17 protein-coding genes are annotated in these 26,606 nt (G+C 69.5%); 12 read left to right on the plus strand and 5 right to left on the minus strand.

The annotated features are described in order from the left end of the window. From GT042_RS30195 to GT042_RS30205, 3 genes are all read right to left on the minus strand, one after another. A partial coding sequence (locus tag GT042_RS30195) for an FGGY family carbohydrate kinase (RefSeq protein ID WP_161311873.1) occupies positions 1-1,217 on the minus strand: 1,217 nt, incomplete at its 3' end. Between the two features lie 84 nt (positions 1,218-1,301). Beyond that, positions 1,302-2,318 (minus strand): 2-hydroxyacid dehydrogenase, encoded by a 1,017-nt coding sequence (locus tag GT042_RS30200; RefSeq protein ID WP_161311874.1) that lies wholly within the window; start codon positions 2,316-2,318, stop codon positions 1,302-1,304. Positions 2,319-2,408: 90 nt separating this feature from the next. Continuing rightward, positions 2,409-3,194, minus strand: coding sequence for a DeoR/GlpR family DNA-binding transcription regulator (locus GT042_RS30205; protein ID WP_161311875.1), 786 nt, complete (start codon positions 3,192-3,194; stop codon positions 2,409-2,411). A 189-nt stretch (positions 3,195-3,383) separates the two neighbouring features. Between GT042_RS30205 and GT042_RS30210 the strand changes: the two genes are divergently transcribed. The 3 genes from GT042_RS30210 (at position 3,384) to acnA (ending at position 8,462) form a co-directional block, all read left to right on the plus strand. Then, a complete protein-coding gene (locus GT042_RS30210) occupies positions 3,384-4,892 on the plus strand; it encodes an FGGY family carbohydrate kinase (RefSeq protein WP_161311876.1) in 1,509 nt (502 codons plus the stop codon). Next, positions 4,889-5,500, plus strand: a complete 612-nt coding sequence (locus GT042_RS30215; RefSeq protein WP_161311877.1) for a histidine phosphatase family protein — start codon at positions 4,889-4,891, stop codon at positions 5,498-5,500. Before GT042_RS30210 ends, GT042_RS30215 begins: the two co-directional genes overlap by 4 nt. Before the next feature lie 247 nt (positions 5,501-5,747). Further along, complete coding sequence (acnA, locus tag GT042_RS30220) at positions 5,748-8,462, plus strand: aconitate hydratase AcnA (RefSeq protein WP_161311878.1); 2,715 nt, start codon at positions 5,748-5,750, stop codon at positions 8,460-8,462. Positions 8,463-8,575: 113 nt separating this feature from the next. Here the strand turns inward: acnA and GT042_RS30225 are convergent, their stop codons facing one another. Next, positions 8,576-9,622: an alcohol dehydrogenase catalytic domain-containing protein gene (locus GT042_RS30225; protein ID WP_161311879.1), complete on the minus strand. Its 1,047-nt coding sequence runs from the start codon at positions 9,620-9,622 to the stop codon at positions 8,576-8,578. A 163-nt stretch (positions 9,623-9,785) separates the two neighbouring features. Further along, positions 9,786-13,625: a GH92 family glycosyl hydrolase gene (locus GT042_RS30230; RefSeq protein WP_161311880.1), complete on the minus strand. Its 3,840-nt coding sequence runs from the start codon at positions 13,623-13,625 to the stop codon at positions 9,786-9,788. 502 nt (positions 13,626-14,127) lie between these two features. Here GT042_RS30230 and ngcE point away from each other — a divergent pair. The 9 genes from ngcE (at position 14,128) to GT042_RS30275 (ending at position 26,515) form a co-directional block, all read left to right on the plus strand. Continuing rightward, entirely contained in the window at positions 14,128-15,576 is a 1,449-nt protein-coding gene (gene ngcE / locus GT042_RS30235; RefSeq protein WP_161311881.1) for an N-acetylglucosamine/diacetylchitobiose ABC transporter substrate-binding protein, read from the plus strand. A gap of 87 nt (positions 15,577-15,663) precedes the next feature. After that, positions 15,664-16,587, plus strand: a complete 924-nt coding sequence (locus GT042_RS30240; RefSeq protein WP_161311882.1) for a sugar ABC transporter permease — start codon at positions 15,664-15,666, stop codon at positions 16,585-16,587. Next, a complete protein-coding gene (locus tag GT042_RS30245; protein WP_161311883.1) occupies positions 16,587-17,504 on the plus strand; it encodes a carbohydrate ABC transporter permease in 918 nt (305 codons plus the stop codon). Before GT042_RS30240 ends, GT042_RS30245 begins: the two co-directional genes overlap by 1 nt. Before the next feature lie 460 nt (positions 17,505-17,964). Next, a complete protein-coding gene (locus tag GT042_RS30250; protein ID WP_161311884.1) occupies positions 17,965-19,164 on the plus strand; it encodes an ROK family transcriptional regulator in 1,200 nt (399 codons plus the stop codon). A gap of 133 nt (positions 19,165-19,297) precedes the next feature. Next, positions 19,298-20,398, plus strand: coding sequence for a sugar ABC transporter substrate-binding protein (locus GT042_RS30255; RefSeq protein ID WP_161311888.1), 1,101 nt, complete (start codon positions 19,298-19,300; stop codon positions 20,396-20,398). Positions 20,399-20,607: 209 nt separating this feature from the next. After that, entirely contained in the window at positions 20,608-21,396 is a 789-nt protein-coding gene (locus tag GT042_RS30260; RefSeq protein ID WP_161311885.1) for an ATP-binding cassette domain-containing protein, read from the plus strand. Further along, positions 21,393-22,700: a sugar ABC transporter permease gene (locus GT042_RS30265; RefSeq protein WP_161311886.1), complete on the plus strand. Its 1,308-nt coding sequence runs from the start codon at positions 21,393-21,395 to the stop codon at positions 22,698-22,700. Before GT042_RS30260 ends, GT042_RS30265 begins: the two co-directional genes overlap by 4 nt. A gap of 197 nt (positions 22,701-22,897) precedes the next feature. Beyond that, positions 22,898-24,811: a 1-deoxy-D-xylulose-5-phosphate synthase gene (gene dxs / locus GT042_RS30270; protein ID WP_161311887.1), complete on the plus strand. Its 1,914-nt coding sequence runs from the start codon at positions 22,898-22,900 to the stop codon at positions 24,809-24,811. 180 nt (positions 24,812-24,991) lie between these two features. Further along, a complete protein-coding gene (locus GT042_RS30275) occupies positions 24,992-26,515 on the plus strand; it encodes an amino acid permease (protein WP_237531349.1) in 1,524 nt (507 codons plus the stop codon). Positions 26,516-26,606 lie beyond the last annotated feature (91 nt).

The following is a 26,606-nucleotide window of genomic DNA, read 5'->3' on the forward strand; positions in this document are numbered from 1 at the left end:
GGGCGGCCCAGTACGTCGGCGAACAGCCGTAGCCACGCCGTACTGCGGGTACCGCCGCCGGCGATGGCCAGTTCGCCGGTGAGCCCCGCCGCGTCCAGGCAGTGCCGCGCCGCGAGGGCGATCGCCTCGCACATGCCCCGTACCAGATCCGCGCGCGACGCCCGCAGGTCGAGACCGGTGAACTCCGCGCGTGCGGTGGGGTCCACGAAGGGAGCGCGCTCGCCGGACGGCGAGAGGTAGGGCAGCGCGGCCACCCCGTTGGCGCCGCGCGGCGACTCGTCCAGCATCCCCGACACCTGGTCGTGCGTGGCGCCCACCAGCCCCAGCACCCAGTCGAGCGCGACCGTCCCGGTCATCGCGGGCAGGGCCCTCATGTGGCGGTCGGGCCTGGCCGTCGCGAGATGGAAGCCCACCGGCTCCGCGTCGAACGCGACGCTCTCCACCACCACCTGGCACGCCAGCGTCGTACCGACGATCAGCAGCCCGTCCCCCGGCTCGGTCACCCCCGCGCCGATCGCGGTCGCGGGCAGGTCGTACGGTCCCGACGTGACCGGCGTCCCGGCGGGCAGGCCCGGCGTACGGCCGTCGGCCTTCCCGTACGGCAGGGTCGCCGCGATCGGCGGCAGCAGGTCCGCGCGGTGCGCCACCCCCAGGGCCGCGAGCGCTTCCGGGGAGTACGTGCGGGTGCGCGGGTCGAGGAAGGGGACCGACGCGTCCGAGAGATCCGTCCCGCGCTCGCCCGTCAGCCGCAGGTGGAGGACGTCCTTGCAGCACGCGGCGGTCGTGGCCGCGTCCAAGGACCCCGGTTCGTTACGGTCCAGCCAGGTCAGGAGCGGTCCGGGCGAGCCGGGAAACAGGACGTTCCCCGTCCGCCGGTACACCCGCTCCGCCGTGCCGTCCTCCATCCACCCCGCCACCAGGTCACCGGCCCGGCCGTCCATCCACGACATCGCGGGGCGCACGGCCCGTCCCCCGGCGTCCACCAGCCACAGCCCGTCGCCCTGGCCGGTCATGGCGACCAGCTCCGGCGCCCCGCCTTCGGTGACCGCCGCGAGGACGTGGGCGGCTGCCCGTACCACCTCTTCGAGATCCTGCTCGACCCGCTCGCCCCGGCCGCCGAGCGAGATCGGTGTCGACTCGACCCGCAGCGCGGTGCCGTCCTCCGCGAAGGCCGCCGCCTTGGCGACCGAGGTTCCCATGTCCAGTCCGACGAACACCGTGCCTCCTCTGTCGTGACCCGCGGAACCCGAGGCCCGTCCCGAGACGCCCCGGCCCCCGTGTCCCTGACGACCAGTCAAGCCTCAGACGACGCGGTGGGCGAGAGGCTCGCCGCGCAGGAACCGGCCCACTTCGGCGGCGGCCGTCCTGGCCGCGTTGTGCGCCACCGCCGTGTTCGCGCCCGCCAGGTGAGGGGTCATCACCAGCCGGGGCGCCGACCGCAGCCGCGAGCCGGCCGGCGGCGGCTCCACCGCGAACACGTCGAGCCCGGCCGCCGCCAGCCGCCCCGACTCCAGCGCGTCGCACAGCGCGTCCTCGTCCAGCAGCGCGCCCCGCGCGCAGTTCACCACCACCGCGCCCTCGGGCAGCAGCGCCAGTTCCCGGGCGCCGAGCAGCCCCCGCGTCTCCGGGGTGAGCCGGGCGTGCAGCGACACCACGTCGGAGGTACGGAGCAGCTCGTCCAGGTCGGCGACGGGCGTGCCCACCCGGCGCAGCGACTCCGGGTCCGCGTACGGGTCGTACACCTGGACGTGCGCGCCGAAGGCGCCCAGCGCCCGCGCCACCCGGCTGCCGACGGCGCCGCAGCCGACGAGCCCGACCCGCGCGCCGTCCAGACCGGGACCGCAGTTGTCGTACGTGTAGAACTCACCGGCCCACCGCCCCGCGGCGAGCGCGGCGGACGTCTCCGGGATACGGCGCATCGTGGCCAGCAGCAGGCCGACCGTGTACTCGGCGGTGGCGGCGGCATTGCGTCCCGGGGTGTTGCAGACCTGGACCCCGCGTTCCTTCGCCGCGTCGAGGTTGACGTTCACGGGCCCGCCCCGGCCGACGACCACCAGCCGGAGTTCGGGGGCGCCTTCGAGGACCTTCCTGGTCACCGGGGCCATCTGGGTGACGCAGATCCGTACGCCGTCGAGCGCGGCCAGGAGCGTGGCCTCGTCGCCGGACGCCTCGACGACCTCGGAGACCGGGCCGAACGGGGTGAGGGGCCAGGGGAGGAGCAGCTCGCCGATCGTATGACCGTCACCGATCTCGGCGGTCAGTTCCCGGGCGAACAGGTCGGGGGCGACAAAATGGTCGCCGGCGGCGAGGATCTTCATCGTGGACTCTCCCTGGTCGTGGCGGTCCCGTCGGGACGGGGGCGGATCGGGGCTCAAGTGACCGGTCGGACGGTCGGCTCTGACGACGGCTCAGGTCGGGGCGATCTCGTAGCGGACCCCGCTCTCGTCCAGCGAGCGCAGGACGTCCGGCGGGGTGCGGTCGTCGATCAGGACCAGGTCGAACGCGGAGAGCGGCGCCAGCCGGTACAGCGCGGTCCTGCCGATCTTGGAGTGGTCGATCATCAGCACCTTACGGCCGGAGGCCGCGAGCATCGCGCGTTTGACGGCGACTATGCGCTGTTCCTGATGGAAGGCGTGGTCGCCGAACACCGACGACGTCGACACAAAACACAGGTCGACGCGCAGCGCCTCGACGGCCTCGACGCACGGCACGCCGAGGAAGGAGTCGTGCAGCGGGTCGTAGTCGCCGCCCAGGGCCATCAGATGTACGCCGCGCTCCCCGGAGAGGAGGTTCAGGGCCTCCAGGAAGTTGGTGACGACGGTGAGCGGTTCGAACCGGGGGAGGAGCTTCGCCAGTTCCAGCGCGGTGGTCGAGTCGTCGATCATCACCGACATGCCGGGCTCGACCAGGGTGGCGGCCTTCGCGGCGAGGGCCTCCTTCTCCGGCCGCATGGACTTCTTGCGGTACGCCACATTGCTTTCGAACACCCCGGAGGGCTGGGCGGTGACACCCCCGCGGAACTTGCGCAGGACCCCTTCGCGCTCCAGCTCGTCGATGTCGCGGTAGATGGTCATCGGACTCACGCCGAACCGCTCCGCCAGGTCCGCCGCCGACGCCGATCCCTCGGTCAGTACGTGATCGGAGATCTCGCGGCGGCGCTGTGCGGGGCCGAGTTGGCTCTTGTCCTGTGACATACCCCGGTCCTGTTCCTCACCAATAACATGAAGCTCTGAGGATATAACATAGATTGTTGAGGTCCGCCGTGGTCGCGGTGTGAAAAGCGTCGGTGAGGACACAGCACACAGACAGCAGGACACAGACACAGCGTGCAGACACCGCACACCGCACACCGGAGACCGGAACAGCCAGGAAGGCAGGCAGGGGTGACGGACGCACACCACGAGGACGTGTGGCTCGGGCTCGACCTCGGGACACAGGGCGTCCGCGCCCTGGCCGTCACCGACGACGGGCGGGTACGGGGCCGGGGCTCCGCCCCCCTCACCGGCCACCGCGACGGCGACCGCCACGAACAGCTCCCCGCCGACTGGTGGACGGCCGCGACCGCCGCCCTCCGCCGCACCCTCCGCGAGGTCCCCGCCGCCCGGGTGCGGGGGATCGCCGTGTGCAGCACGTCGGGCACGGTCCTGCTCACCGACACCCAGGGCACCCCCCTCACCCCCGCCCTCATGTACGACGACGGCCGGGCGGCGGCCGAGGCGCGGTACGCCCAGGAGACCTGCGCCGACGTGTGGCGTGACCTCGGGATCCGTATCCAGCCCAGCTGGGCCCTCGCCAAACTCCTCTGGCTCACAGGCACACACCATGACGGCGCCCCCGGCCCGGAATCCACCGCCCCCACCCGGCTACGGGGCGCCCGTGTCTGCCACCAGGCCGACTTCGTCACCGGCCGGCTCGTCGGCCACCGCGTGGCGACCGACTCCAGCCACGCCCTCAAGACCGGGTACGACCTGCGCTCCCGTACGTGGCCCACCGCCGTCCACGACCGGCTCGGGCTCTCCGGCCTCGACTTCCCCGCCGTCGTGGCGCCCGGCACCCCGCTCGGTACGGTGGGCCGCGAGGCGGCCGAGGCGACGGGCCTCGCCGAGGGCACGCCGGTCCTCGCCGGGATGACGGACGGCTGCGCCGCCCAACTGGGCTCCGGGGCCTGGGAGGTCGGGCGGTGGAACTCCGTCCTCGGCACCACCCTCGTCCTCAAGGGCGTCACCGCCGCCCCTCTCCATGACCCCGCCGGCGTCGTCTACAACCACCGCTCCCCGGACGGGAACTGGCTGCCCGGCGGCGCCTCCAGCGTCGGGGCGGGCATCCTGACCCGGACGTTCCCCGGCGCCGACCTCGGCCGGCTCGACCTGCGCGCCGCCGCGCGGGAGCCGGCGAGCACGGTCGCGTACCCCCTGGTCTCCCGCGGCGAACGCTTCCCCTTCGTGGCGCCCGGCGCCGAGGCGTTCGTGCTGGGCACGCCGGCCGACGAGGCGGACCACCACGCGGCGCTGCTCCAGGGCGTGGCCCTGGCCGAACGGCTCTGCCTCGCGTACGTACGGATGCTCGGCGCCCCGGTCGAGGGCCCGGTGACCTTCACCGGCGGCGCGACCCGCAGCGCCTACTGGAACCAACTGCGCGCGGACGTCCTCGGCCGCCCCGCCGCGATCCCCGAACACACCGACCCGGCGCTCGGCATGGCGGTGCTGGCGGCGTACGGGGTACGGGGAGGCGGCCAGGTCGCCCGGGGCATGGTCCGTGTCCGCACGACGCTGGAGCCGCGCCAGGACCACCACGACCGCTTCACGGCCCCGTTCGTGACGCTGGTGGACGAACTGGAACGCCGGGGCTGGCTCCCGCACGAAACGGCGACGTATGCGAGGGCAGAAGGATGACCACCCCCACGACGCTCTTCCTGTCCCGCCACGGCGAGACGGTCTGGCACGCGGAGAACCGCTACGCCGGAATCAGCGACATCGACCTGACTCGCCTGGGCGCCGAACAGTCCGAGGCGCTGGGCAGCTGGGCCGCCGGCGCGCGCCTCGACGCGATCGTCACGTCCCCGCTGTCCCGCGCCCGCCGCACGGCGGCCCCGGCGGCCCGCGCGACCGGACTGCGACCGGTGGTCGAACCGGACCTGCTGGAGCTCGACTTCGGGATCGCGGAGGGCCGCACGCTCACCGAACTGGAAGCCTGCCACCCCCACGAGGTCGAGGCCTTCCGCCGCGACCCGGCGGCGCACCCGCTACCGGGCGGCGAGGACCCCGAGGCCGCCGCCACCCGGGGCGCGACAGCACTCCTCCGCTTCGCGACCACCCACCCGGGCGACCGGATCCTGGTGGTGGCCCACAACACGCTCCTCCGCCTGGTCCTCTGCCACCTGCTGTCCATCCCGAAGGCGGACTACCGCCGAATCCTCCCGGGCCTCCGCAACTGCGCCGTCACCGAACTCCGCGTATCGGCCGGCCAGACATCCCTGATCTCCTACAACGTTCCGACGTGACCGCTTCCGGCCGGAGAAGGCAGCCGTCGTCAGCGGGTCCGGGCATGACCCTGCCGCGCTCATGTACTAGAGTTATCTCGACATCGAGATATATGCCGAAGACGTACCGGAGTCGCTCGATCGGTGAGGGTTACCTTAGTAAGTCTTACCTTAGCGGATCGGCGAGGGGTCGTGGCGGCATCACGCGGCGGTTGCCGCACCCGAGGTACGGCGCGGTAGAACGCGCACATTGATGAAGGAGACTGTCGTGTCGGCGAACAGCTTCGACGCCCGCAGCACGCTGCGCGTGGGTGACGAGTCGTACGAGATCTTCAAGCTGGACAAGGTCGAGGGCTCCGAGCGCCTCCCGTACAGCCTGAAGGTGCTGCTGGAGAACCTGCTCCGTACCGAGGACGGCGCGAACATCACCGCCGACCACATCCGCTCCGTCGGGGCCTGGGACTCGCAGGCCCAGCCGAGCCAGGAGATCCAGTTCACGCCGGCCCGCGTGATCATGCAGGACTTCACCGGGGTGCCCTGCGTGGTCGACCTCGCCACCATGCGCGAGGCCGTCAAGGAGCTGGGCGGTGACCCGGCGAAGATCAACCCGCTGGCCCCCGCCGAGCTGGTCATCGACCACTCCGTGATCGCCGACAAGTTCGGTACGCCGGACTCGTTCGCGCAGAACGTGGAGCTGGAGTACGGCCGCAACAAGGAGCGCTACCAGTTCCTGCGCTGGGGCCAGACCGCGTTCGACGAGTTCAAGGTCGTCCCGCCCGGCACCGGCATCGTCCACCAGGTCAACATCGAGCACCTGGCCCGTACGGTCATGGTCCGCAACGGCCAGGCGTACCCCGACACTCTCGTCGGCACCGACTCGCACACCACCATGGTCAACGGCCTCGGCGTGCTGGGCTGGGGCGTCGGCGGGATCGAGGCCGAGGCGGCCATGCTCGGCCAGCCCGTCTCGATGCTCATCCCGCGTGTCGTCGGCTTCAAACTGACCGGCGAGCTGACCCCGGGCACCACCGCCACGGACCTCGTCCTCACCATCACCGAGATGCTGCGCAAGCACGGCGTCGTCGGCAAGTTCGTCGAGTTCTACGGGGAGGGCGTCGCCGCCACCTCGCTGGCCAACCGCGCCACCATCGGCAACATGTCGCCGGAGTTCGGCTCCACCGCCGCGATCTTCCCGATCGACGACGAGACCATCAAGTACCTGAAGCTCACCGGCCGTTCCGACCAGCAGGTCGCGCTGGTCGAGGCGTACGCCAAGGAGCAGGGCCTCTGGCTGGACCCGGCCGCCGAGCCCGACTTCTCCGAGCGCCTGGAACTCGACCTCTCCACGGTCGTCCCCTCCATCGCCGGCCCCAAGCGCCCGCAGGACCGCATCGTCCTCGCCGACGCCAAGGCCCAGTTCGCCCACGACGTGAAGAACTACGTCACGGACGACGAGGAGGCGGGCAAGGAGTCCTTCCCGGCCTCCGACTCCCCGGCCAGCAGCAACGGCGTGCCCACCAAGCCGACCCTGGTCACCACCCCGGACGGCTCGACGTACGAGATCGACCACGGCGCCGTCACCGTCGCCGCGATCACCTCCTGCACCAACACGTCCAACCCGTACGTGATGGTCGCCGCCGCGCTCGTCGCCAAGAAGGCGGTCGAGAAGGGCCTGACCCGCAAGCCGTGGGTCAAGACCACCCTCGCCCCCGGCTCCAAGGTCGTCACCGACTACTTCGACAAGGCCGGCCTCACGCCGTACCTCGACAAGCTCGGCTTCAACCTGGTCGGTTACGGCTGCACGACCTGCATCGGCAACTCGGGCCCGCTGGACGAGGAGATCTCGAAGGCGGTCAACGAGGCCGACCTCGCCGTCGCGGCCGTGCTCTCGGGCAACCGCAACTTCGAGGGCCGTATCAACCCCGACGTGAAGATGAACTACCTGGCCTCCCCGCCGCTGGTCGTGGCCTACGCCATCGCGGGCTCCATGAAGGTGGACATCACCCGGGACGCGATCGGCACCGACCAGGACGGCAAGCCGGTCCACCTGGAAGACATCTGGCCCACCGAGGCCGAGGTCAACGAGGTCGTCGCCTCCGCGATCGGCCAGGACATGTTCACCGACTCGTACAAGGACGTCTTCGCGGGCGACGAGCAGTGGAAGGCGCTGCCGATCCCCACCGGCAACACCTTCGAGTGGGACCCGCAGTCCACCTACGTCCGCAAGCCCCCCTACTTCGACGGCATGACGATGGAGACGACCCCGGTCGCCGACATCGCGGGCGCGCGGGTGCTCGCCAAGCTGGGCGACTCGGTCACCACCGACCACATCTCCCCGGCCGGCGCGATCAAGGCCGACACCCCGGCCGGCAAGTACCTCACGGAACACAGCGTCGAGCGCCGCGACTTCAACTCGTACGGCTCCCGACGGGGCAACCACGAGGTCATGATCCGCGGCACGTTCGCCAACATCCGCCTGCGCAACCAGATCGCGCCGGGCACCGAGGGCGGCTACACCCGCGACTTCACCGCCGAGGGCGGCCCGGTCTCCTTCATCTACGACGCCTCCCAGAACTACCAGGCCGCCGGCGTCCCGCTGGTCGTCCTGGCGGGCAAGGAGTACGGCTCCGGCTCGTCCCGCGACTGGGCCGCGAAGGGCACCGCGCTGCTCGGCGTGAAGGCCGTCATCGCCGAGTCGTACGAGCGCATCCACCGCTCGAACCTGATCGGCATGGGCGTGCTCCCGCTCCAGTACCCGGAAGGCGCCTCGGCGCTGACCCTCGGACTGACCGGTGAGGAGACGTTCTCCTTCACCGGCGTGACCGAGCTGAACAACGGCACCACCCCGCGCACGGTCAAGGTCACCACGGACACGGGCGTCGAGTTCGACGCGGTCGTCCGTATCGACACCCCCGGCGAGGCGGACTACTACCGCAACGGCGGCATCATGCAGTACGTGCTCCGCAGCCTGATCCGCAAGTAGGACGCGGCGGTCCGAGCAGGACCAAGCAGGACCAGCAAGACCAGGCAGGGCCCCGGCACCTCGGCGCCGGGGCCCTGCCCTGTCTCCAGGTGTCGGCGGTCAGGTCCCGGTGATCAGCTCCCGGTCGTCAGCACCATGCGGAAGCGCGCCTCGCCCGCCAGCATCCTCGCGTACGCCGTGCTCACCTCTTCCAGGGGCAGCGCTTCCGTCCACGGCCTGATCCCCGTCCTGACCGCGAAGCGGAACATCTCCTCGCGGTCCAGCGTCGTCCCCGAGATCAGGCCGTAGATCTTCTTCGTCCCGCCGATCAGCTCCCAGCCGCTGATCCGCAGATCGTCCGCGGAGATCCCGACGAGGACCAGCTCGCCCCGGCGGCCCAGCCCGCCCAGGGCCGACGTCGTGGCCGCCGCGTCCGTGACCGTCGAGACGACGACCTTGGCGCCCCCGGCCCCGCCGCCGTACTCCGTCAGCGTCTCCGCGACGTCCTGTTCCGTACTGTCGATGTAGTGGTCGGCGCCCAGATCGACCGCGAGCCGGGCCTTCTCCCTGCCCCGCGCGACCGCCACCGTCTCGAAGCCCATCCGGGCCGCGATCCGCACCGCCAGGTGTCCCACCCCGCCGAGCCCCTGCACCGCGACCAGATCGCCCGGCCTGGCCGCGCTGTTGCGCAGCGCGTTGAAGGCGCTCAGGCCCGCGCACGCCAGCGCCGCCGCGTCCGCCGACGCCAGCCCGTCGGGGATCTCGGAGAGGGCGCTCACCGGGAGCACCACCGTGTCGGCGAAACCGCCGGGGTACGAGAGGCCCGGGGTCTTCGCCTCCACACAGTTCACCGAGTCCCCCGACCGGCACGCCTCGCAGTGACCGCAGGTGCCCGCGACGTAGCCGCAGGCGACGCGCTGCCCCGTCCGTACGCCGGTGACTCCGTCACCCACCGCCTCGATCCGCCCGGCGATCTCGTGGCCCGGTGTGAGGGGGAACGCCGTCCCCGGCAGCCACCCCTCGATGATCGACACATCCGAATGGCAGATCCCGCACGCCTCCACGGCGACCCGGACCTCGCCGGGGCCCGGCTCGGGTACGGCGGTCTCGGTGACGCTGAACGGGCCGCCCGGCTCCGACACGAGCACCACACGGTTCACATCCCGACCGGTGAGGGCCATCACGAATCCCCTCTGCGTGGAAGCACACCACTCCCAGCCTGCGCCGGACGGGAGCCGCCCGCCACCGGAAGGCCCGCCGACGACAAGGCCCCCAAAACGCCGGACGGGCCACCGGCGTACGCCGATGACCCGTCCTCGCCCGAAGGCTCCGTCCTCCTGTAGGTCAGCGCAGCAGCTCCACCTCCGCCAGCGCCGCCTGACCGTCCGTCACCAGCCGGTAGTGCGCGTACGACCCCGGACGCGGCACCGTGAACGCCCGCGTCTGCTTGTCCCACGCGAAGGTCTCACCCGTCCGCGTGTCCAGCGTCGTCCACGTCGTGCCGTCGGCCGAGCCCTCCAGCCGCCAGCCGGTCGGCGCCGTCCCGGCCTTCGCCGAGGTCAGCGTGTACTGCACCGCCCGGGTGGCCGAGGCCACCGGCAGGTCCACCGACTCGACAGGGGCCTCCGTGCGGGAGGAGTTGTCGAAGAGCGGGCCCGACGCGGTCAGCGCGTCCGTGCGGGGCGCCGGCACCTTGTCGTCCTTCGTGATCGAGACGGGGGCCGCGTTCGCGCCCGTCCCCCACGTGGAGGGCCTGGAGCCCATGGCGAACTCCAGCACGCCGCCCTTCTCCAGCACGTCGTGCGGCAGGGAGGTGGAGTTCCAGGTCTTGCCGTTGACCTTCAGGCCCTGGACGTAGATGTTCTTCGCGCTGTTCTTCGGCGCCTTGACGACCAGGTCGCGGCCGTTGTCCAGGTGCACCGTCGTCTTCGTGAAGAGCGGCGAGCCGATCGCGTACTCCCCACTGCCCATCACCAGCGGGTAGAAGCCGAGGGAGGAGAAGAGGTACCACGCAGACTGCTCGCCGTTGTCCTCGTCGCCGTGGTAACCCTGGCCGATCTCACTGCCGGTGTAGAGCCGGGAGAGGACCTCGCGGACCTTCTCCTGCGTCTTCCACGGCTGCGAGGCCGCGTTGTACATGTACGTGACGTGGTGGGCGACCTGGTTGGAGTGGCCGTACATGCCCATCCGGACGTCGCGCGCCTCCGTCATCTCGTGGATGACCCCGCCGTACGAGCCCACGAACTCGGCCCCGGCCGTCTCCGGCGTCGAGAAGTACGTGTCGAGCTTCTCGCCGAGTCCGGCCCGGCCGCCGTACAGGTTGGCCAGACCGCGGCTGTCCTGCGGCGCGGTGAAGGCGTAACCCCAGCCGTTCGTCTCGGTGTAGTCGTACCCCCAGATCCGCGGGTCGTAGGTGGCCGACGGCACCCGCCAGTCGCCCTTGAGGTTACGGCCCTGGAAGAAGCCGGCCTGGGTGTCGAAGAGCGAGACGTAGTTCTGGGCGCGGTTGAGGAAGTACGCGGACTCCTCCTTGTAGCGCGCCTTCTTCGTCTTCTTGTAGAGCGCCTGGCCCATCTCCGCCAGGCCGTAGTCGTTGAGGTAGCCCTCCAGCGACCAGGAGAGGCCCTCGTGGGTCTCCGTGGAGGCGTAGCCGAGGAACGGCGACGTCTCCATGCCCTTGCGGCCCACGCCCGACATGGGGGGCGCCACGGTCGCGTTCTTGAGCGCCGCCTCGTACGCCGTCTCCGCGTCGAAGTCGACGCCCTTGACGTACGCGTCGGCGAAGGCCACGTCCGAGCTGGTGCCGGTCATCAGGTCGGCGTACCCGGGGGAGGACCAGCGGGAGATCCAGCCGCCGTCCTTGTACTGCTGGACGAAGCCGTCGACGAGCTTCCCGGCCTTCTTCGGGGTGAGGAAGGAGTACGCGGGCCATGTCGTCCGGTAGGTGTCCCAGAAGCCGTTGTTGACGTACACCTCCCCGTCCACGATCTTCGCGCCGGTCTGCGTCGGCGTGTCGGGACCGGTCTGCGGCGAGAAGGGGCTGGCGTACTGCTGCTTCGGCCGGGACTTCGTACCGGTGTTCTCGAAGCCCGAGTTCGGGTACAGGTAGAGCCGGTAGAGGCTGGAGTACAGGGACGTCAGCTGGTCGTGGTCCGCGCCCTCCACCTCGATCCGGCCCAGCAGGGAGTCCCACGCCCGCTGCGCGCCGCTCTCGACCTTCTCGAAGCGGGTGCCGGCGGGGATCTCGTCGGCGAGGTTCTTCTTCGCCTGGTCGACGCTGATCAGCGACGTGGCGAGGCGCAGTCCGACGGTACGGTCCGCTCCCGCGTCGAAGCGCAGGTAGCCGGTGACGTCGTCACGCCCGCCGCCGGTGAGCTTGCCGCTCGCCGTGACGGGCGCGTCGAAGACGCCGTATACGAAAAGCCGGGTGGCGCCGGTCGACAGACCGCTCTTGACGTCCGAGAAGCCGGTGAAGGAGTCGGTCGCCGGATCGAGGGTCAGCCCACCCGCGTTCGAAATGTTGTCGAACACGATGCTGGCGTCGTCACCGGGGTAGGTGAAGCGCATCATCGCGGCGTGGTCGGTCGGGGTCATCTCGGCCTTGAGGCCGTTCTCGAACGTGACGCCGTAGTAGTGCGGCTTCGCGGTCTCGTTCTCGTGCCGGAAGGGCAGCGCCCGCTCGGCGCGGTCCGGGTCCGGGACGCCGGCGGCCACGGACGGCATCAGCTGGAAGGTCTGCCGGTCGCCCATCCAGGGGCTCGGCTCGTGGCTCGCGCTGAACGCCTGGAGCGTGGGCAGGTTGTCGGCGTTGTTCGCGCGGGCGTATTCGTACAGCCAGCTGTCCGAACCGGCGTTGGTCACCGGCGTCCAGAAGTTGAAGCCGTTGGGCACGGCGGTCGCCGGGAAGGTGTTGCCGCGCGAGAACGACCCGCTGGAGTTGGTCCCGCGGACCGTGGACGCGTAGTCCGACAGGTGCGCGAGCCGCTTCTCCGGCGCCTTGGGCGCCAGGGTGATGTCGTCGATCCAGCCCTGGAACTTCCCGGGGCCCTTGGGGGCGTCGTACGCCACCAGGACGCGGTCCACGGTCTTGCCGGCGGCGACCGAGCCGATCCGGGCGTCGACCTGGTTCCACTGGTTGACGTACAGGCGCTTGGCGGCGCCCTGGCCCTGCGGGGTCAGCAGCCCGCCGTGCGAGTCGAGTGCCTTGAGGTCGCTGAGGTACGTGCCGTCCGTGAAGGCCAGGTCCACCGCGACGTTGGTCGCCGGGTAGTTGAGGTCCGTCTCCGGGAGGGACGGGTAGATCCGGTACGAGAGCGCGGTGTCGCGCCGTACCGCCGTGTTGACGTCGAAGACCTTGTTGTACGAGTACGCGCGCCCCTCGGGCTGGTGCGTACCGGCGTACTTGAGCGCCCGGGTGCCGGTGAACCCGGCGCCGGACTTGGCGGTCGGGGAGCCGGACGGGCCGCGGTCGACCTGGGTGCGCATCTCCGCGGGCGCCGGCGGGGTGGTGTCCCCGTCGGAGAACTGGACGTCCGCCAGCTGGGTGATGCCGGAACCGCCGTCGTTCGCGGCGATGTTCAGCCGGTAATGCGCATATGCGGTGGGATTGTCGAACTCATATGATTTGGTCTGAAAGCGTTCCGCGAAGGTCTCGCCGGTACGGGAGTCAAGGTCCTTCCACTCCTTGCCGTCGGCGGAACCCTGGAGCGTCCAGTCCGCGGGATCGCGCTCCGCGTGGTCGTTCGCCGAGGTCAGGGCGTAGGTGACGACCTTGACCGGTTCCGCCAGGTCGAATTCGAGCCAGGCGGTCGATTCAAAGGCGAGCCACTTCGTGCCGGGGGTGACGTCGACCAGGTTCTCCTTGGTCTCGCCCCCGCCCGTGTTCTCGGCACTGGCGCGGACCTCGGTCACCTGGTCCGTGACATTTCCGGGGATACCGGCGTTGAAGCCGCCGTCGACCCCCGATGCCCGTTTCTCGCCGCCGGGTCCGACTTCTACGGTGTTGCGCCAGTCCGGCTGGGATTCGTCCGCCTCGAAAGAGGAGGTGAATTCCCTTTCCGCCGGAGTCGGCCGGGCGGTCTGGGCGGTGGCGGCGGCCGGAGCCGTCATGACGAGCAGCGACGCGGTCGCCGCGAGGGCGGCCGCATGCCATTGTCTGCGCCGGGGGGCGGATCTCTCCTGCATACCGAGTTTCCTCCTGCGAAACCAAGCCGGACAACGTTGTCAAACAAGACGCGCGCGGTCCAGTAGGAGGCAACTCCGGGGTGGTGTCAAGGGTGTTGAAGGTGTGTCGGTGACGGGAGTGGCTGAGACTCGGTCATTTCGAAGAAGCCGTCGTGGTCGAATGAGGACACCACCGGCCCACATATCCGCGAGGTCTCAACTAGGGAAAGACTGCCGTCCAAACCTGCTTTCGATCTTGCTCCCCCGGCGGCAAGTGGACTATACCTGTCGGACACCGGCCCGCGAGGTTTCAAGCGGCGGGCGGATCAGGGGGAACCGGGGACGGCGGGGAGGGCTCTGCCCGCATCCGACCGGCCATTCAGGCCGTTCTCTCTGTATTCGAGCATCACAATCCTGCACGACCCAGCTTCATTTGACCGCGGTGGCGGGGCCCTTCGCCTCAAACGAGAAGGACGGGCGACCGGTACACCGCCTGAGTCCTGGAGAAGGCGAGGACTTGAGCATGGGATCCACCTCCGCTCAGCACACCAACGAGGGCCTCGGCCGTCGAGACGTGATCAAGCGATCCGCAGCGATCGGCCTGATCACCGTCCCGACGATGGGCTTCCTGGCTTCGTGCGCGAGCAGCGACAGCGGGACCGACAAGAAGGTCGAGAAGGGCAAGACGTCCGCACAGAACCCGCTCGGGGTGAACGAGACGGCGCCGCTCGACTTCGTCCTGTTCGACGGAGGGTTCGGTACGGAGTACGCGAAGGACTCGGTCGCGCTGTTCGAGAAGGCGTACCCGAAGGCGAAGGTCAAGTTCTCTTCGACGCAGAAGATCCAGTCCGAGCTGTCGCCCCGGTTCAACGGCGGTACCCCGCCGGACCTGATCGACAACTCGGGCGCCGAGCAGATGGACATGGGCGTCCTGGTCGGCAAGAAGCAGCTGACCGACCTCACGCCGCTGCTCGACGCGCCGTCGATCGACGACCCGGCGAAGAAGGTCCGCGACACCCTGCGGCCCGGCATCGTCGAGATGGGCCAGTACGACGGCGAGCCCGTCTGGATCATGAACTACGCCTACACCGTGTACGGCGTGTGGTACTCGCAGACCGCGCTCGACAAGTTCGACGCGGAGTACCCGCAGGACTGGGACGCGATGCTGGCCCTCTGTGCGAAGGCCAAGAAGAAGGGCGTCGCGGGCTGGACGTACGCGGGCAAGTACCCGTACTACATCCCGTTCTCGCTCTACCCGTTCATCGGCAAGATCGGTGGCCGCGAGGTCCTCGACGCGATCGACAACCTTGAGCCCAACGCCTGGAAGAACCCGGCCGTGAAGTCCGCCTTCGAGGCGTACTACGAGCTGTACAAGAAGGGCTACATCCTCAAGGGCACCCCCGGTATCGACCACATCCAGTCGCAGACCGCGTGGACCGAGGGCAAGGCGCTGTTCATCCCGAACGGCTCCTGGGTCGAGAACGAGGCGGCGAAGACCACGCCGAAGGACTTCCAGATGAAGGTGGCCGCGCCGTCCAGCCTGGACAGCTCGGACAAGCTTCCGTTCGGCACCATCTGGGCGGGCGGCGGTGAGCCGTTCATCGTGCCGGCGAAGGCCGCGAACCCGCAGGGTGGCATGGAGCAGCTGCGCGTCATGCTGAGCGAGGCCGCGTCGAAGAACTTCACCACGAAGGTGAAGTCCCTGAGCGCATTCAACGGCGGCACGGACGGGCTGACCCTCTCGACCGCGATGCAGTCGGGTGTCGACGCGTTGAAGCTCGCGGGTGACAACGTGCTCAACCCGCGGCTCCAGGACTGGTACGTGGCTCTCCAGAAGGAGAAGATCGGTACCGGTGTCCTCGGTGAGCTGATGGCCGGCCGCATCACGCCGGCCGAGGCCGTCAAGAAGGCCCAGGGCTTCGCCGACGAGGCCGCCAAGGACACCTCGATCAAGCACTACAAGCACCAGTAGGAGCGGACGTGACCGGAAGCCCCACCGGGGCTTCCGGTTCCCCAGGGCAGTACGGCGGCACCCGCCGAGGATTCGGGGTCGGGAGACATGCAACACGGCAAGTACCGGTTCATCGTGGGATTTTTGGTGGTCCCCTTGGCGATGTACACCATTTTCGTCATTTGGCCATTCATTCAGTCCATCTACTATTCGTTCACGGACTGGACCGGTCTGAGCCCCGACTTCAAGATGGTCGGCTTCGGGAACTATTCCCGTCTGCTGGACGACGACACCTTCTGGAAGTCGTTGCAGCACAGCGTTCTCCTCGCGCTGCTGCTGCCCGTCGTCGTACTGGGTCTCGCGCTGTTCTTCTCGTTCATGCTGAACGTGGGAGGACGGCGTAGAAAGGGAGCGGCGATCGCCGGGGTCCAGGGCTCGGGCTTCTACAAGATCGTCTACTTCTTCCCGCAGGTGCTCTCGATCGCGATCGTCGCGCTGCTCTTCCAGTTCGCGTACAACCCGAACAGCGGCCTGATCAACTCCGCCCTCAGCGGGGTGGGCCTGGGCAGTGTCCAGCCGGAGTGGCTGGGGGACCCGGACCTCGCGCTGTGGTGCGTGATGGCCGTCCTGGTCTGGAGTCAGGTCGGCTTCTTCGTCGTCCTGTTCTCCGCGGGCATGGCCTCCATCCCCAAGGACTTCTACGAGGCGGCGCTGCTGGACGGCGCCAGCCGGGTCACCACCTTCTTCCGCATCACCCTGCCGCTGCTGTGGGACACCGTGCAGTCGGGCTGGGTCTACATGGGCATCCTCGCCCTGGGCGCGGAGTCGTTCGCCGTCGTCCAGATCATCACCGTCGGCCCCGGCGGGCCGGACGGTTCCACCAGTGTGCTGACGTTGCTCGTCTACCAGAAGGCGTTCCGTGACGGTCAGGCCGGATACGCGACCACGATCGGCGTCGCCCTTCTCATCGTCACACTGATCTTCTCCGCCGTCGTGATGCGGCTGGGTCGGCGTGAGCGGCTGGAGTTCTGATGAAGACCACTGACACCCCTCCTCCTCCCGCCGAGGCCGTCGAGGCGCGGCCGGTCGTCAAGAAACTGGCGACCCCGTCCGGCAAGGACCGCAGCGGCGGCGTCCTCAACGTCTTCTCGCACGGCGTCCTGGTCATCTGGGCCGTGCTGGTCGTGCTGCCGCTGCTCTGGGCGGTGATGACGTCCTTCAAGGACGACAAGTCGATCCTGACCTCGCCGTGGGCGCTGCCGGACAAGCTGCACTTCGAGAACTGGTCGCGGGCCTGGACCCAGGCGCACATGAGCGACTACTTCCTCAACACCATCCTGGTGGTCGCCGGTTCGCTCGTCGGCACGTTGCTGCTCGGCTCGATGGCCGCGTACGTCCTGGCGCGCTTCGAGTTCCCGGGCAACCGCTTCATCTACTTCCTGTTCGTGGGCGGGATGAGCTTCCCGGTCATCCTGGCGCTCGTGCCGCTGTTCTACGTCATGAACAACCTGGGCCTGCTGAACACCATCCACGGTCTGATCCTGGTGTACATCGCCTACTCACTGCCGTTCACGGTGTTCTTCCTGACGTCGTTCTTCAAAACGCTGCCGACGTCGGTCGCGGAAGCGGCGATCATCGACGGGGCCTCGCACACGCGGACGTTCTTCCAGGTGATGCTGCCGATGGCCAAGCCCGGCCTGATCAGCGTCGGTATCTTCAACTTCCTGGGCCAGTGGAACCAGTACCTCCTGCCGACGGTGCTCAACACCGACCCGGACAAGAAGGTCCTCACCCAGGGGCTCGTCCAGCTCGCCAGCAGCCAGGGCTACAAGGGGGACTGGTCCGGCCTCTTCGCCGGCCTCGTGATGGCGATGCTCCCGGTGCTCGGGGCGTACATCATCTTCCAGCGCCAGGTGGTGGCCGGGCTGACGGCGGGCGCGCTCAAGTAGGGGGCGCGCGTGGCGGTCACGCTCAAGTAACGGTTCCGCATCCGTACAGCACCCGTACCCGTGACGTGGTGGAAGGGCCCCGGCAGACGCCGGGGCCCTTCCCGCTGTCCCCGTACAGGCACGCCCCGCGTGAGGGAAATGTCTCCTTCGGTGTCCGAATATCGCCGCTGGAACCGGCCACCGGGCCGGGAAGGACAAAAGGCGAACGCTCCCCGGCGGGCCGGGTCCCGAGGTCGCGCGGCCCAGGCGCCGCATGATCCGACGGGGGATCAGAGGTGGTCGGACCCGGTCGCTCCGTGAACTCGGCCATGGTCCCGCCCCGTTCAAGGTCTTGACGGGGGACCGCCCGAAAGGCTGAGCTTAGGCTTCACAAGTTGGAGATACGTCGGGGTCTCATTGGCGCGACCCCGGCCGGGGGACGGTCGTCGTGCCGTCCGCCAAGGGCGGGAGTGGATGAGTCGTGGAGACTCCAGGGTCGCAGTCGTCGCTGCACCGGGCCAACCTCGAAAGGGTCGTACGCGCGGTACGCATGGCGGGCGCGCTCACCCAGGCGGAGATCGCCAGGAGCACAGGCCTGTCGGCGGCGACCGTCTCCAACATCGTCCGGGAGCTGAAGGACGGCGGCACCGTCGAGGTGACGCCCACCTCCGCGGGGGGCCGCCGGGCCCGCAGCGTCTCGCTCAGCGGGGACGCCGGCATCGTCATCGGAGTGGACTTCGGCCACACCCATCTGCGGGTGGCCGTGGGGAACCTGGCGCACCAGGTGCTGGCGGAGGAGTCCGAGCCGCTGGACGTGGACGCCTCGTCGGCGCAGGGGTTCGGCCGGGCCGAGGAACTGGTCGAGCGGCTGATCGTGACCACCGGCGTCAACCGCCAGAAGGTGGTCGGCGTGGGCCTCGGCGTGCCGGGCCCCATCGATGTCGAGTCGGGCACGCTCGGCTCCACCTCGATCCTGCCGGGCTGGACGGGGATCAACCCCAGCGAGGAACTGGCCGCGCGCCTGGGGGTGCCGGTGTACGTCGACAACGACGCCAACCTCGGCGCGCTGGGCGAGCTGGTGTGGGGGAGCGGGCGCGGGGTCAGGGACCTGGCGTACATCAAGGTCGCCAGCGGGGTCGGCGCCGGACTGGTCATAGACGGCCAGATCTACCGGGGGCCCGGCGGTACGGCGGGGGAGATCGGGCACATCACGCTGGACGAGTCGGGGCCCGTCTGCCGCTGCGGGAACCGGGGCTGTCTGGAGACCTTCACGGCGGCCCGCTACGTCCTGCCCCTCCTCCAGTCGAGCCACGGCGCCGACCTCACCATGGAGCGGGTGGTCCAGCTCGCCAGGGACGGCGACCCGGGCTGCCGCCGGGTGGTGGGCGACGTGGGCCGTCACATCGGCAGCGGCGTGGCCAATCTCTGCAACCTCCTGAACCCCAGCCGGGTGGTGCTCGGCGGTGATCTGGCGGAGGCTGGGGAGCTGGTGCTCGGGCCGATAAGGGAGTCGGTCTCCCGGTACGCGATCCCGAGCGCGGCGCGACAGCTCTCGGTGCTCCCCGGGGCGCTCGGCAGCCGGGCGGAAGTACTGGGCGCGTTGGCCCTGGTCCTGAGCGAAATGGGCGATTCGTCCCTTATTGAGAACGCTCAGCCGGTCGCCACGCCTGCCTTCACTTAGATAACAAATGGCACCGTTGTCATCTCGTTAAGGATTTACTCCTTGACGTCGGCCCCAGGGGCGAGTTGACTTCCAGCCACCTCGGCCGCAACGACGCGGCCTCGTCAGGGAGGTTTCTGAAGTGAACGCGAACATGCGTCGTGCCGCCGTGGCTGCAGCAGCCACCGCGATGGCTGTTTCCCTCGCCGCCTGTGGTAGTGCCAAGGAGTCCGGCGACAAGGCGGACGCCCCCAAGACTGTCAAGACGGACGCGATCAAGGTCGGGCTGCTCCTGCCGGAGAACCAGACCGCGCGGTACGAGAAGCTCGACCGGCCGCTGATCGAGAAGAAGATCAAGGAACTCACCAACGGCAAGGCCACCATCGTCTACGCCAACGCCAAGCAGGACGCGTCGGTGCAGAACCAGCAGGTCGACGCGATGATCACCAACAAGGTGAACGTGCTGATCGTGGACGCGGTGGACTCCAAGGCCATAGCCGGCTCGGTCACGAAGGCCAAGGACGCCGGCATCCCCGTCGTCGCCTACGACCGTCTGGCCGAGGGCCCCATCGACGCCTACACCTCCTTCGACAACGAAGAGGTCGGCAAGGTCCAGGGCCAGGCGCTCCTGGACGAGCTGGGCGACAAGGCCGGCAAGGGTGACATCGTCATGATGAACGGCGCCGTCACCGACCCGAACGCCGCCCTGTTCAAGAAGGGCGCCCACTCGGTGCTCGACGGCAAGGTGAAGATCGGCAAGGAGTACGACACCAAGGAGTGGAAGCCGGAGAACGCCAACGCCAACATGGAGGCGGCGATCTCGGCCCTCGGCAAGAAGAACATCGTCGGGGTCTACTCCGCCAACGACGGCATGGCCGGCGGTATCATCACCGCCCTCACCGGCGCCGGCATCAAGCCGCTGCCCCCCGTCACCGGCCAGGACGCCGAGCTCGCGGGCGTGCAGCGCATCGTCTCGGGCACGCAGTTCATGAGTGTCTACAAGCCGTACGGCCAGGAAGCGGACATCGCCGCGCAGATGGCGGTCGCGCTGGCCAAGGGCGAGAAGCTCGACTCGGTCACCAAGACCACGGTCGACAGCCCCACCACCAAGGGCGTGCCGTCGGTGCTGGTCCCGGTCGTCTCGCTGACCAAGGCCAACATCAACGACACCGTCATCAAGGACGGCCTGTACTCGGTCCAGGAGATCTGCACCGCTCAGTACAAGGCCGCTTGTGACGCCGCCGGCGTGAAGTAGGTCCGTACCGGGTCCGCCCGGTGACCTGCTCCCGGTGAAAAAGCCTGTCCGGCACCCCGCCCATCAACAGCCCCGCAGCCGGGGCGGGGTGCCGGACGGAACCTCACCCCAGGCCGCCGGCTCCCGCGGCCCTCTTCGTCTGTTCTCTTCTGCTCGACCTCCGCGCCTCCCCCAGGTGCGGCATCCCCGCCGGTCAGGCGGCGAAGGAGATGGTTCATGTGACCGCTACGCCCGTGTTGGCGTTGCGAGGGGTCTCCAAGCGATTCGGTGCCGTCCAGGCGCTCACCGATGTAGAGCTTGAGGTCCACTCCGGTGAGGTGCTCGCCCTCGTGGGCGACAACGGCGCCGGAAAATCAACGCTGGTGAAGACCATCGCCGGTGTGCACCCCATCGATGACGGCGTCATCGAGTGGGAAGGCGGCGCGGTGTCCATCGGCCGGCCGCACGACGCCCAGAACCTGGGCATCGCGACCGTCTACCAGGACCTCTCGCTCGCCGACAACATCGACGTCGTGGGCAACCTGTACCTCGGCCGGGAACTCCGCCGCTGGGGCATCCTCAACGAGGTCGAGATGGAGCGCCGCTCGCGCGAGCTCCTCGACACGCTGTCGATCCGCATACCCAGCGTCCGCATCCCCATCGCCTCCCTCTCCGGCGGCCAGCGCCAGACCGTGGCGATCGCCCGCTCCATGCTCGGCGAGCCCAAGCTCGTGATTCTCGACGAGCCGACCGCCGCCCTGGGCGTCGAGCAGACGGCCCAGGTGCTCGACCTGGTCGAGCGGCTGCGGGAGCGCGGCCTCGCCGTCCTCCTCATCAGCCACAACATGGCCGACGTCAAGGCCGTCGCCGACAAGGTCGCCGTGCTCAGGCTCGGCAGGAACAACGGCGTCTTCGACGTCAAGACCACGTCGCAGGAAGAGATCATCGCCGCCATCACCGGTGCCACGGACAACGCCGTGACCCGCCGTGCGTCGCGCAATGTGGAGGTTCAGAAGTGAGTATCGACAAGGCCTCCACGCCGGCCGAGCCGGAGACCGCCACGCCGGCGCCCGTCGACGCCCCGGCGCCCGCGGCGGGCGCGTCCACCGTCGTCGACCCGCGGCTCCTCGTACGCGAGCAGGGATTCGGCGGTTACGTCTCCGAGTTCAAGCGCAAGATCCGCGCGGGCGACCTGGGCTCCATGCCCGTCGTCGTCGGCCTGATCATCATCTGGGCGATCTTCACCAGCCTCAACTCGAACTTCCTGACGGCCGGCAACCTCTCCGACATCTCCGTCGCCATGGTCGGCACGGGCATGATCGCCGTCGGTATCGTCTTCGTCCTGCTGCTCGGCGAGATCGACCTGTCGGTCGGCTCGGTCAGCGGTGTCGCGGGCGCCGCCTTCGCCGTCCTCAGCGTCACCCACGGCATGAACGAATGGCTGGCACTCGTGCTCGCCATCGTCACCGGTACGGTCGCCGGCGCGCTCCACGGCTTCGTCTTCGCGAAGATCGGTGTGCCCGCCTTCGCCGTGACACTGGCCGGTCTGCTGTTCTGGAACGGCTTCATGCTCCAGATCCTCGGCAGCGACGGCACGATCAACCTGCCCAACGACGGTGTCCTGGCCAAGATGACCACCTACTACTTCACCGACGTGGCGGCCTCCTACGGCCTCGCCGTCGTCGCCGTGGCGGTGTTCTTCCTCACGTCGTTCACGGAGAACCGCCGCCGCGAGGCCGCCGGGGTCCCCTCCCGGCCGGTCGGCGAGATCGTCCTGCGTACGGCGCTGCTCGCGGTGCTGGCCTTCGGCGTGGCGATCGTCTACAACCAGAACAAGGGCCTGCCCCTCGCGGTCGTGATCTTCCTCGTGGTGCTGGTCGTCACCGACTTCGTCCTGCGCCGTACCACGTACGGCCGCAAGGTCTTCGCCCTCGGCGGCAGCGTCGAGGCCTCGCGGCGCGCCGGTATCAACGTCGCGATGATCCGGATCTCGGTCTTCGCGATCGCCGGTACGTTCGCGGCCGTCGGCGGTCTCTTCCTCGCCTCCAAGATCCAGGCGGCGAACCAGGGCGCCGGCGCGGGCGACCTCCTGATGAACGCCATCGCGGCGTCCGTCATCGGCGGCACCAGCCTCTTCGGAGGCCGTGGCCGCACATGGAACGCACTGCTCGGTGTGCTGGTCATCGTCTCGATCCAGTACGGCCTGGCCCTCCAGGGCATCGCCTCGCCGATCCAGTACATGATCACCGGCGCGGTGCTGCTGGCGACGGTGGTCATCGACGCCGTCACCCGTAAGACCCAGAAGAGCGCGGGTCGCGCCTGACCGCGGTTCCCGCGGGCCTGTGCCCGGCACCCGAACCCTGGGTGCCGGGCACAGCCGTGTCCCGGGTGCCGCAGATATGACGTACATACAGCCGATCGGGTGACATACAACGCACAGCCCGCCCACGGAGCGCGCGAGCGGAACATTAGACTCGGCGGATCGGCAAGCTCGACCAGCTCAAACCCAAGGAGGCACGGGTGGCGTTGCTGACCCACATCAGGGGACCGCGCGATCTGGACCGGCTCGGCCCGGAGCAGCTGGAGCAGTTGGCCGGAGAGATCCGGTCCTTTCTCGTGGACGCGGTCTCCAAGACCGGTGGCCACCTCGGACCCAACCTCGGTGTGGTCGAGCTGACCATCGCCCTGCACCGCGTGTTCGAGTCCCCGAAGGACCGTGTCCTCTTCGACACGGGCCACCAGTCCTACGTGCACAAGCTGCTCACAGGGCGCCAGGACTTCTCCCGGCTCAAGAGCAAGGGCGGGCTCTCCGGCTACCCCTCCCGCGCGGAGTCCGACCACGACGTCATCGAGAACTCGCACGCCTCCACCGTGCTGGGCTGGGCGGACGGACTCGCCAAGGCCAACCAGGTGCTGAGGAAGGACGACCACGTCGTCGCCGTCATCGGGGACGGCGCGCTCACCGGCGGCATGGCCTGGGAGGCGCTGAACAACATCGCCGCCGCCAAGGACCGCCCGCTCGTCATCGTGGTCAACGACAACGAGCGCTCGTACGCGCCGACCATCGGCGGCCTGGCGAACCACCTCGCGACCCTGCGGACCACCGACGGCTACGAGCGGTTCCTGGCCCGCGGCAAGGACCTCCTGGAGCGCACCCCGGTCGTCGGCCGGCCGCTCTACGAGACCCTGCACGGCGCGAAGAAGGGCCTCAAGGACTTCATCGCCCCCCAGGGCATGTTCGAGGACCTCGGCCTCAAGTACGTCGGCCCGATCGACGGACACGACATCGAGGCGCTGGAGTCCGCGCTCCTGCGGGCGAAGCGTTTCGGCGGCCCCGTCATCGTCCACTGCCTCACCGAGAAGGGCCGCGGCTACAAGCCGGCCGAGCAGGACGAGGCCGACCGGTTCCACGGCATCGGCCCCATCCACCCCGACACCGGCCTGCCCATCGCCGCCGCGGGGATGGACTGGACCTCGGTGTTCGGCGAGGAGATGGTCAAACTCGGCACGGAACGCCCGGACATCGTCGCCATCACCGCCGCGATGCTCCAGCCGGTCGGCCTCGCCGCCTTCGCCAGGACGTTCCCCGATCGGGTGTACGACGTCGGCATCGCCGAGCAGCACGGGGCGACCTCCGCCGCGGGCCTGGCCACCGGCGGCCTGCACCCCGTCTTCGCCGTCTACGCGACCTTCCTCAACCGCGCCTTCGACCAGGTGCTGATGGACGTCGCGCTCCACCGCTGCGGTGTGACGTTCGTCCTGGACCGGGCGGGCATCACCGGCACCGACGGCGCCTCGCACAACGGCATGTGGGACATGTCGATCCTCCAGTGCGTCCCCGGCCTGCGCATCGCCGCGCCGCGCGACGCCGACCAGGTCCGCTCCCAGCTGCGCGAGGCCGTCGCCGTGGGCGACGCGCCGACCGTGGTCCGCTTCTCCAAGGGCGCGGTCGGCCCGGCGGTGGCCGCCGTCGCCCGGGTCGGCGGGATCGACATCCTGCGGAGGACCGACGAGGGCACGGCCGACGTGCTCCTGGTCTCCGTCGGCGCGCTCGCCCCGATGTGCCTGGAGATCGCCGATCTCCTCGACAAGCAGGGCATCACGACGACGGTCGTGGACCCGCGCTGGGTCAAGCCCGTGGACGAGGCGCTCGTCCCGCTCGCCGAGCAGCACCGCGTGGTGGTCACTGTCGAGGACAACAGCCGTGTCGGCGGCGTCGGTTCGGCGATCGCCCAGGCACTGCGCGACGCCGGGGTCGACGTACCGCTGCGGGACTTCGGCATCCCGCCGCGCTTCCTGGACCACGCGTCGCGCAAGGAGGTCCTCGCCGAGATCGGGCTGACCGCCCCGGACATCGCCCGCCAGGTCACCGGCCTGGTCGCGAAGCTGGACGGCCGGCTGGTCGATTCGCCGACCGAGATCGCCCGCGACTAGGGCGTGTGCGCGGGGCGGGTCCGGCCCGACAGGCCGGGCGCGTACCGGATCCGACGGTCCCTGGGCCGGTCGGACCGCCTCATCCAGGCGGTCCGACCGGCCCACCCGTGTGAAATACGCCGTTACGGGGTACCCGGGGTCGATCATGTCCGGGGACGACGCGCGCACGGAGGTACGCCGATGAGGACGCAGCAGGACCTGGAGCAGGCCGACAAAGACCTGCCGGGCGGCGGCAGCGGCATGTTCCGTACCAAATCCGTCGAGCAGTCCCTCCGCGACACCGAGGACCCCGAGTTCGCGCTGAAGAAGTCCCTCTCCGCCCTGGACCTCACCGTCTTCGGCGTCGGTGTGATCATCGGTACGGGCATCTTCGTCCTCACCGGAAAGGTCGCCAGGGACACCGCGGGACCCGCCACCGCCCTCGCTTTCGTCACCGCCGGTGTCGTCTGCGCGCTCGCCGCCCTCTGTTACGCCGAGTTCGCCTCGACCGTGCCCGTCGCCGGATCCGCGTACACCTTCTCGTACGCCTCCCTCGGCGAACTGCCCGCCTGGATCATCGGCTGGGACCTCGTCCTCGAACTGGCCCTGGGCTCGGCGGTCGTGGCCGTCGGCTGGTCCGGCTATCTGCGCTCCCTGCTCGACACCGCCGGATTCCACCTCCCGGCCGCCCTGTCCGGCACCCACGACGGGACGTTCGGCTTCGACCTGCTCGCCTGCCTGCTGGTGCTCGCCCTGACCGGCATCCTCGTCGCCGGGATGAAGCTCTCCTCGCTCATCACGAACGTCATCGTCGCCGTCAAGGTCACCGTCGTCCTCATCGTGATCGTCGTGGGCGCGTTCCTGGTCAAGGGCGCCAACTACCAGCCGTTCGTCCCGCCGGCCGAGAGCACCAGCGGCGGCAGCGGCCTCCAGGCGCCCCTCGTCCAGCTGATCTTCGGCTACACCCCCACCGACTTCGGCGTCCTCGGTGTCTTCACCGCGGCGGCCGTCGTCTTCTTCGCCTTCATCGGCTTCGACATCGTCGCGACCGCCGCCGAGGAGACCCGCAACCCGCAGCGGGACGTCCCGCGCGGCATCCTCGGCTCCCTCCTCATCTGCACCGTGCTGTACGTGGCGGTCTCGCTCGTCGTCACCGGAATGCAGAAGTACACCGAACTCTCCGTCGACGCGCCCCTCGCCGACGCCTTCAAAGCCGTCGGACACCCCTTCTGGGCCGGACTGATCAGCTTCGGCGCCGCCGTCGGACTCACCTCCGTCTGCATGATCCTGCTGCTCGGCCAGACCCGGGTGTTCTTCGCCATGAGCCGCGACGGACTGCTCCCCAGGACGTTCTCCCGCGTCCACCCCCGCTTCGGCACGCCCTACCGCTCGACCCTCCTCCTCGGGTCGATCGTCGCGGCCGTCGCCGGCTTCACCTCCATCGACGAACTGGCCTCCCTGGTGAACATCGGCACCCTCTTCGCGTTCATCGTCGTCGCGATCGGCGTGGTCCTGCTGCGCCGCCAACGGCCCGACCTGCCCCGCTCGTTCCGTACCCCCCTCGTGCCGTTCGTCCCGATCGCGTCCGTGCTCGCCTCGCTCTGGCTGATGCTCAATCTGCCCGCCGAGACGTGGGTACGGTTCGGGATCTGGATGCTGGTCGGTTTCGCGGTCTACCTGGTGTACGGACGAGGGCACAGCCGCCTCGGCCGCTCCTCCCGCTGACGGCGGTACGCCCCCGCATGCTCGCCGAGCCTTCGCCCGCCGCCCTGGAAGCCCCCGGGCCCGCCGCCCCCGTACCCCCACCGCCCCGCAC

Origin of the sequence: Streptomyces sp. SID3212 (assembly GCF_009865405.1) — a bacterium.
GTDB lineage: Bacteria > Actinomycetota > Actinomycetes > Streptomycetales > Streptomycetaceae > Streptomyces.

Excerpts from the sequence above, each read along its gene's own strand:
- GT042_RS30245 (WP_161311883.1), top strand. The coding sequence starts at position 16,587 with ATGAAGACCACTGACACCCCTCCTCCTCCCGCCGAGGCCGTCGAGGCG.
- GT042_RS30215 (WP_161311877.1), top strand. The coding sequence starts at position 4,889 with ATGACCACCCCCACGACGCTCTTCCTGTCCCGCCACGGCGAGACGGTC.
- GT042_RS30205 (WP_161311875.1), bottom strand. The coding sequence starts at position 3,194 with ATGTCACAGGACAAGAGCCAACTCGGCCCCGCACAGCGCCGCCGCGAG.
- GT042_RS30230 (WP_161311880.1), bottom strand. The coding sequence starts at position 13,625 with ATGCAGGAGAGATCCGCCCCCCGGCGCAGACAATGGCATGCGGCCGCC.
- GT042_RS30255 (WP_161311888.1), top strand. The coding sequence starts at position 19,298 with ATGCGTCGTGCCGCCGTGGCTGCAGCAGCCACCGCGATGGCTGTTTCC.
- GT042_RS30260 (WP_161311885.1), top strand. The coding sequence starts at position 20,608 with ATGGTTCATGTGACCGCTACGCCCGTGTTGGCGTTGCGAGGGGTCTCC.
- GT042_RS30240 (WP_161311882.1), top strand. The coding sequence starts at position 15,664 with ATGCAACACGGCAAGTACCGGTTCATCGTGGGATTTTTGGTGGTCCCC.
- GT042_RS30275 (WP_237531349.1), top strand. The coding sequence starts at position 24,992 with ATGAGGACGCAGCAGGACCTGGAGCAGGCCGACAAAGACCTGCCGGGC.
- GT042_RS30225 (WP_161311879.1), bottom strand. The coding sequence starts at position 9,622 with ATGGCCCTCACCGGTCGGGATGTGAACCGTGTGGTGCTCGTGTCGGAG.
- GT042_RS30200 (WP_161311874.1), bottom strand. The coding sequence starts at position 2,318 with ATGAAGATCCTCGCCGCCGGCGACCATTTTGTCGCCCCCGACCTGTTC.
- ngcE (WP_161311881.1), top strand. The coding sequence starts at position 14,128 with ATGGGATCCACCTCCGCTCAGCACACCAACGAGGGCCTCGGCCGTCGA.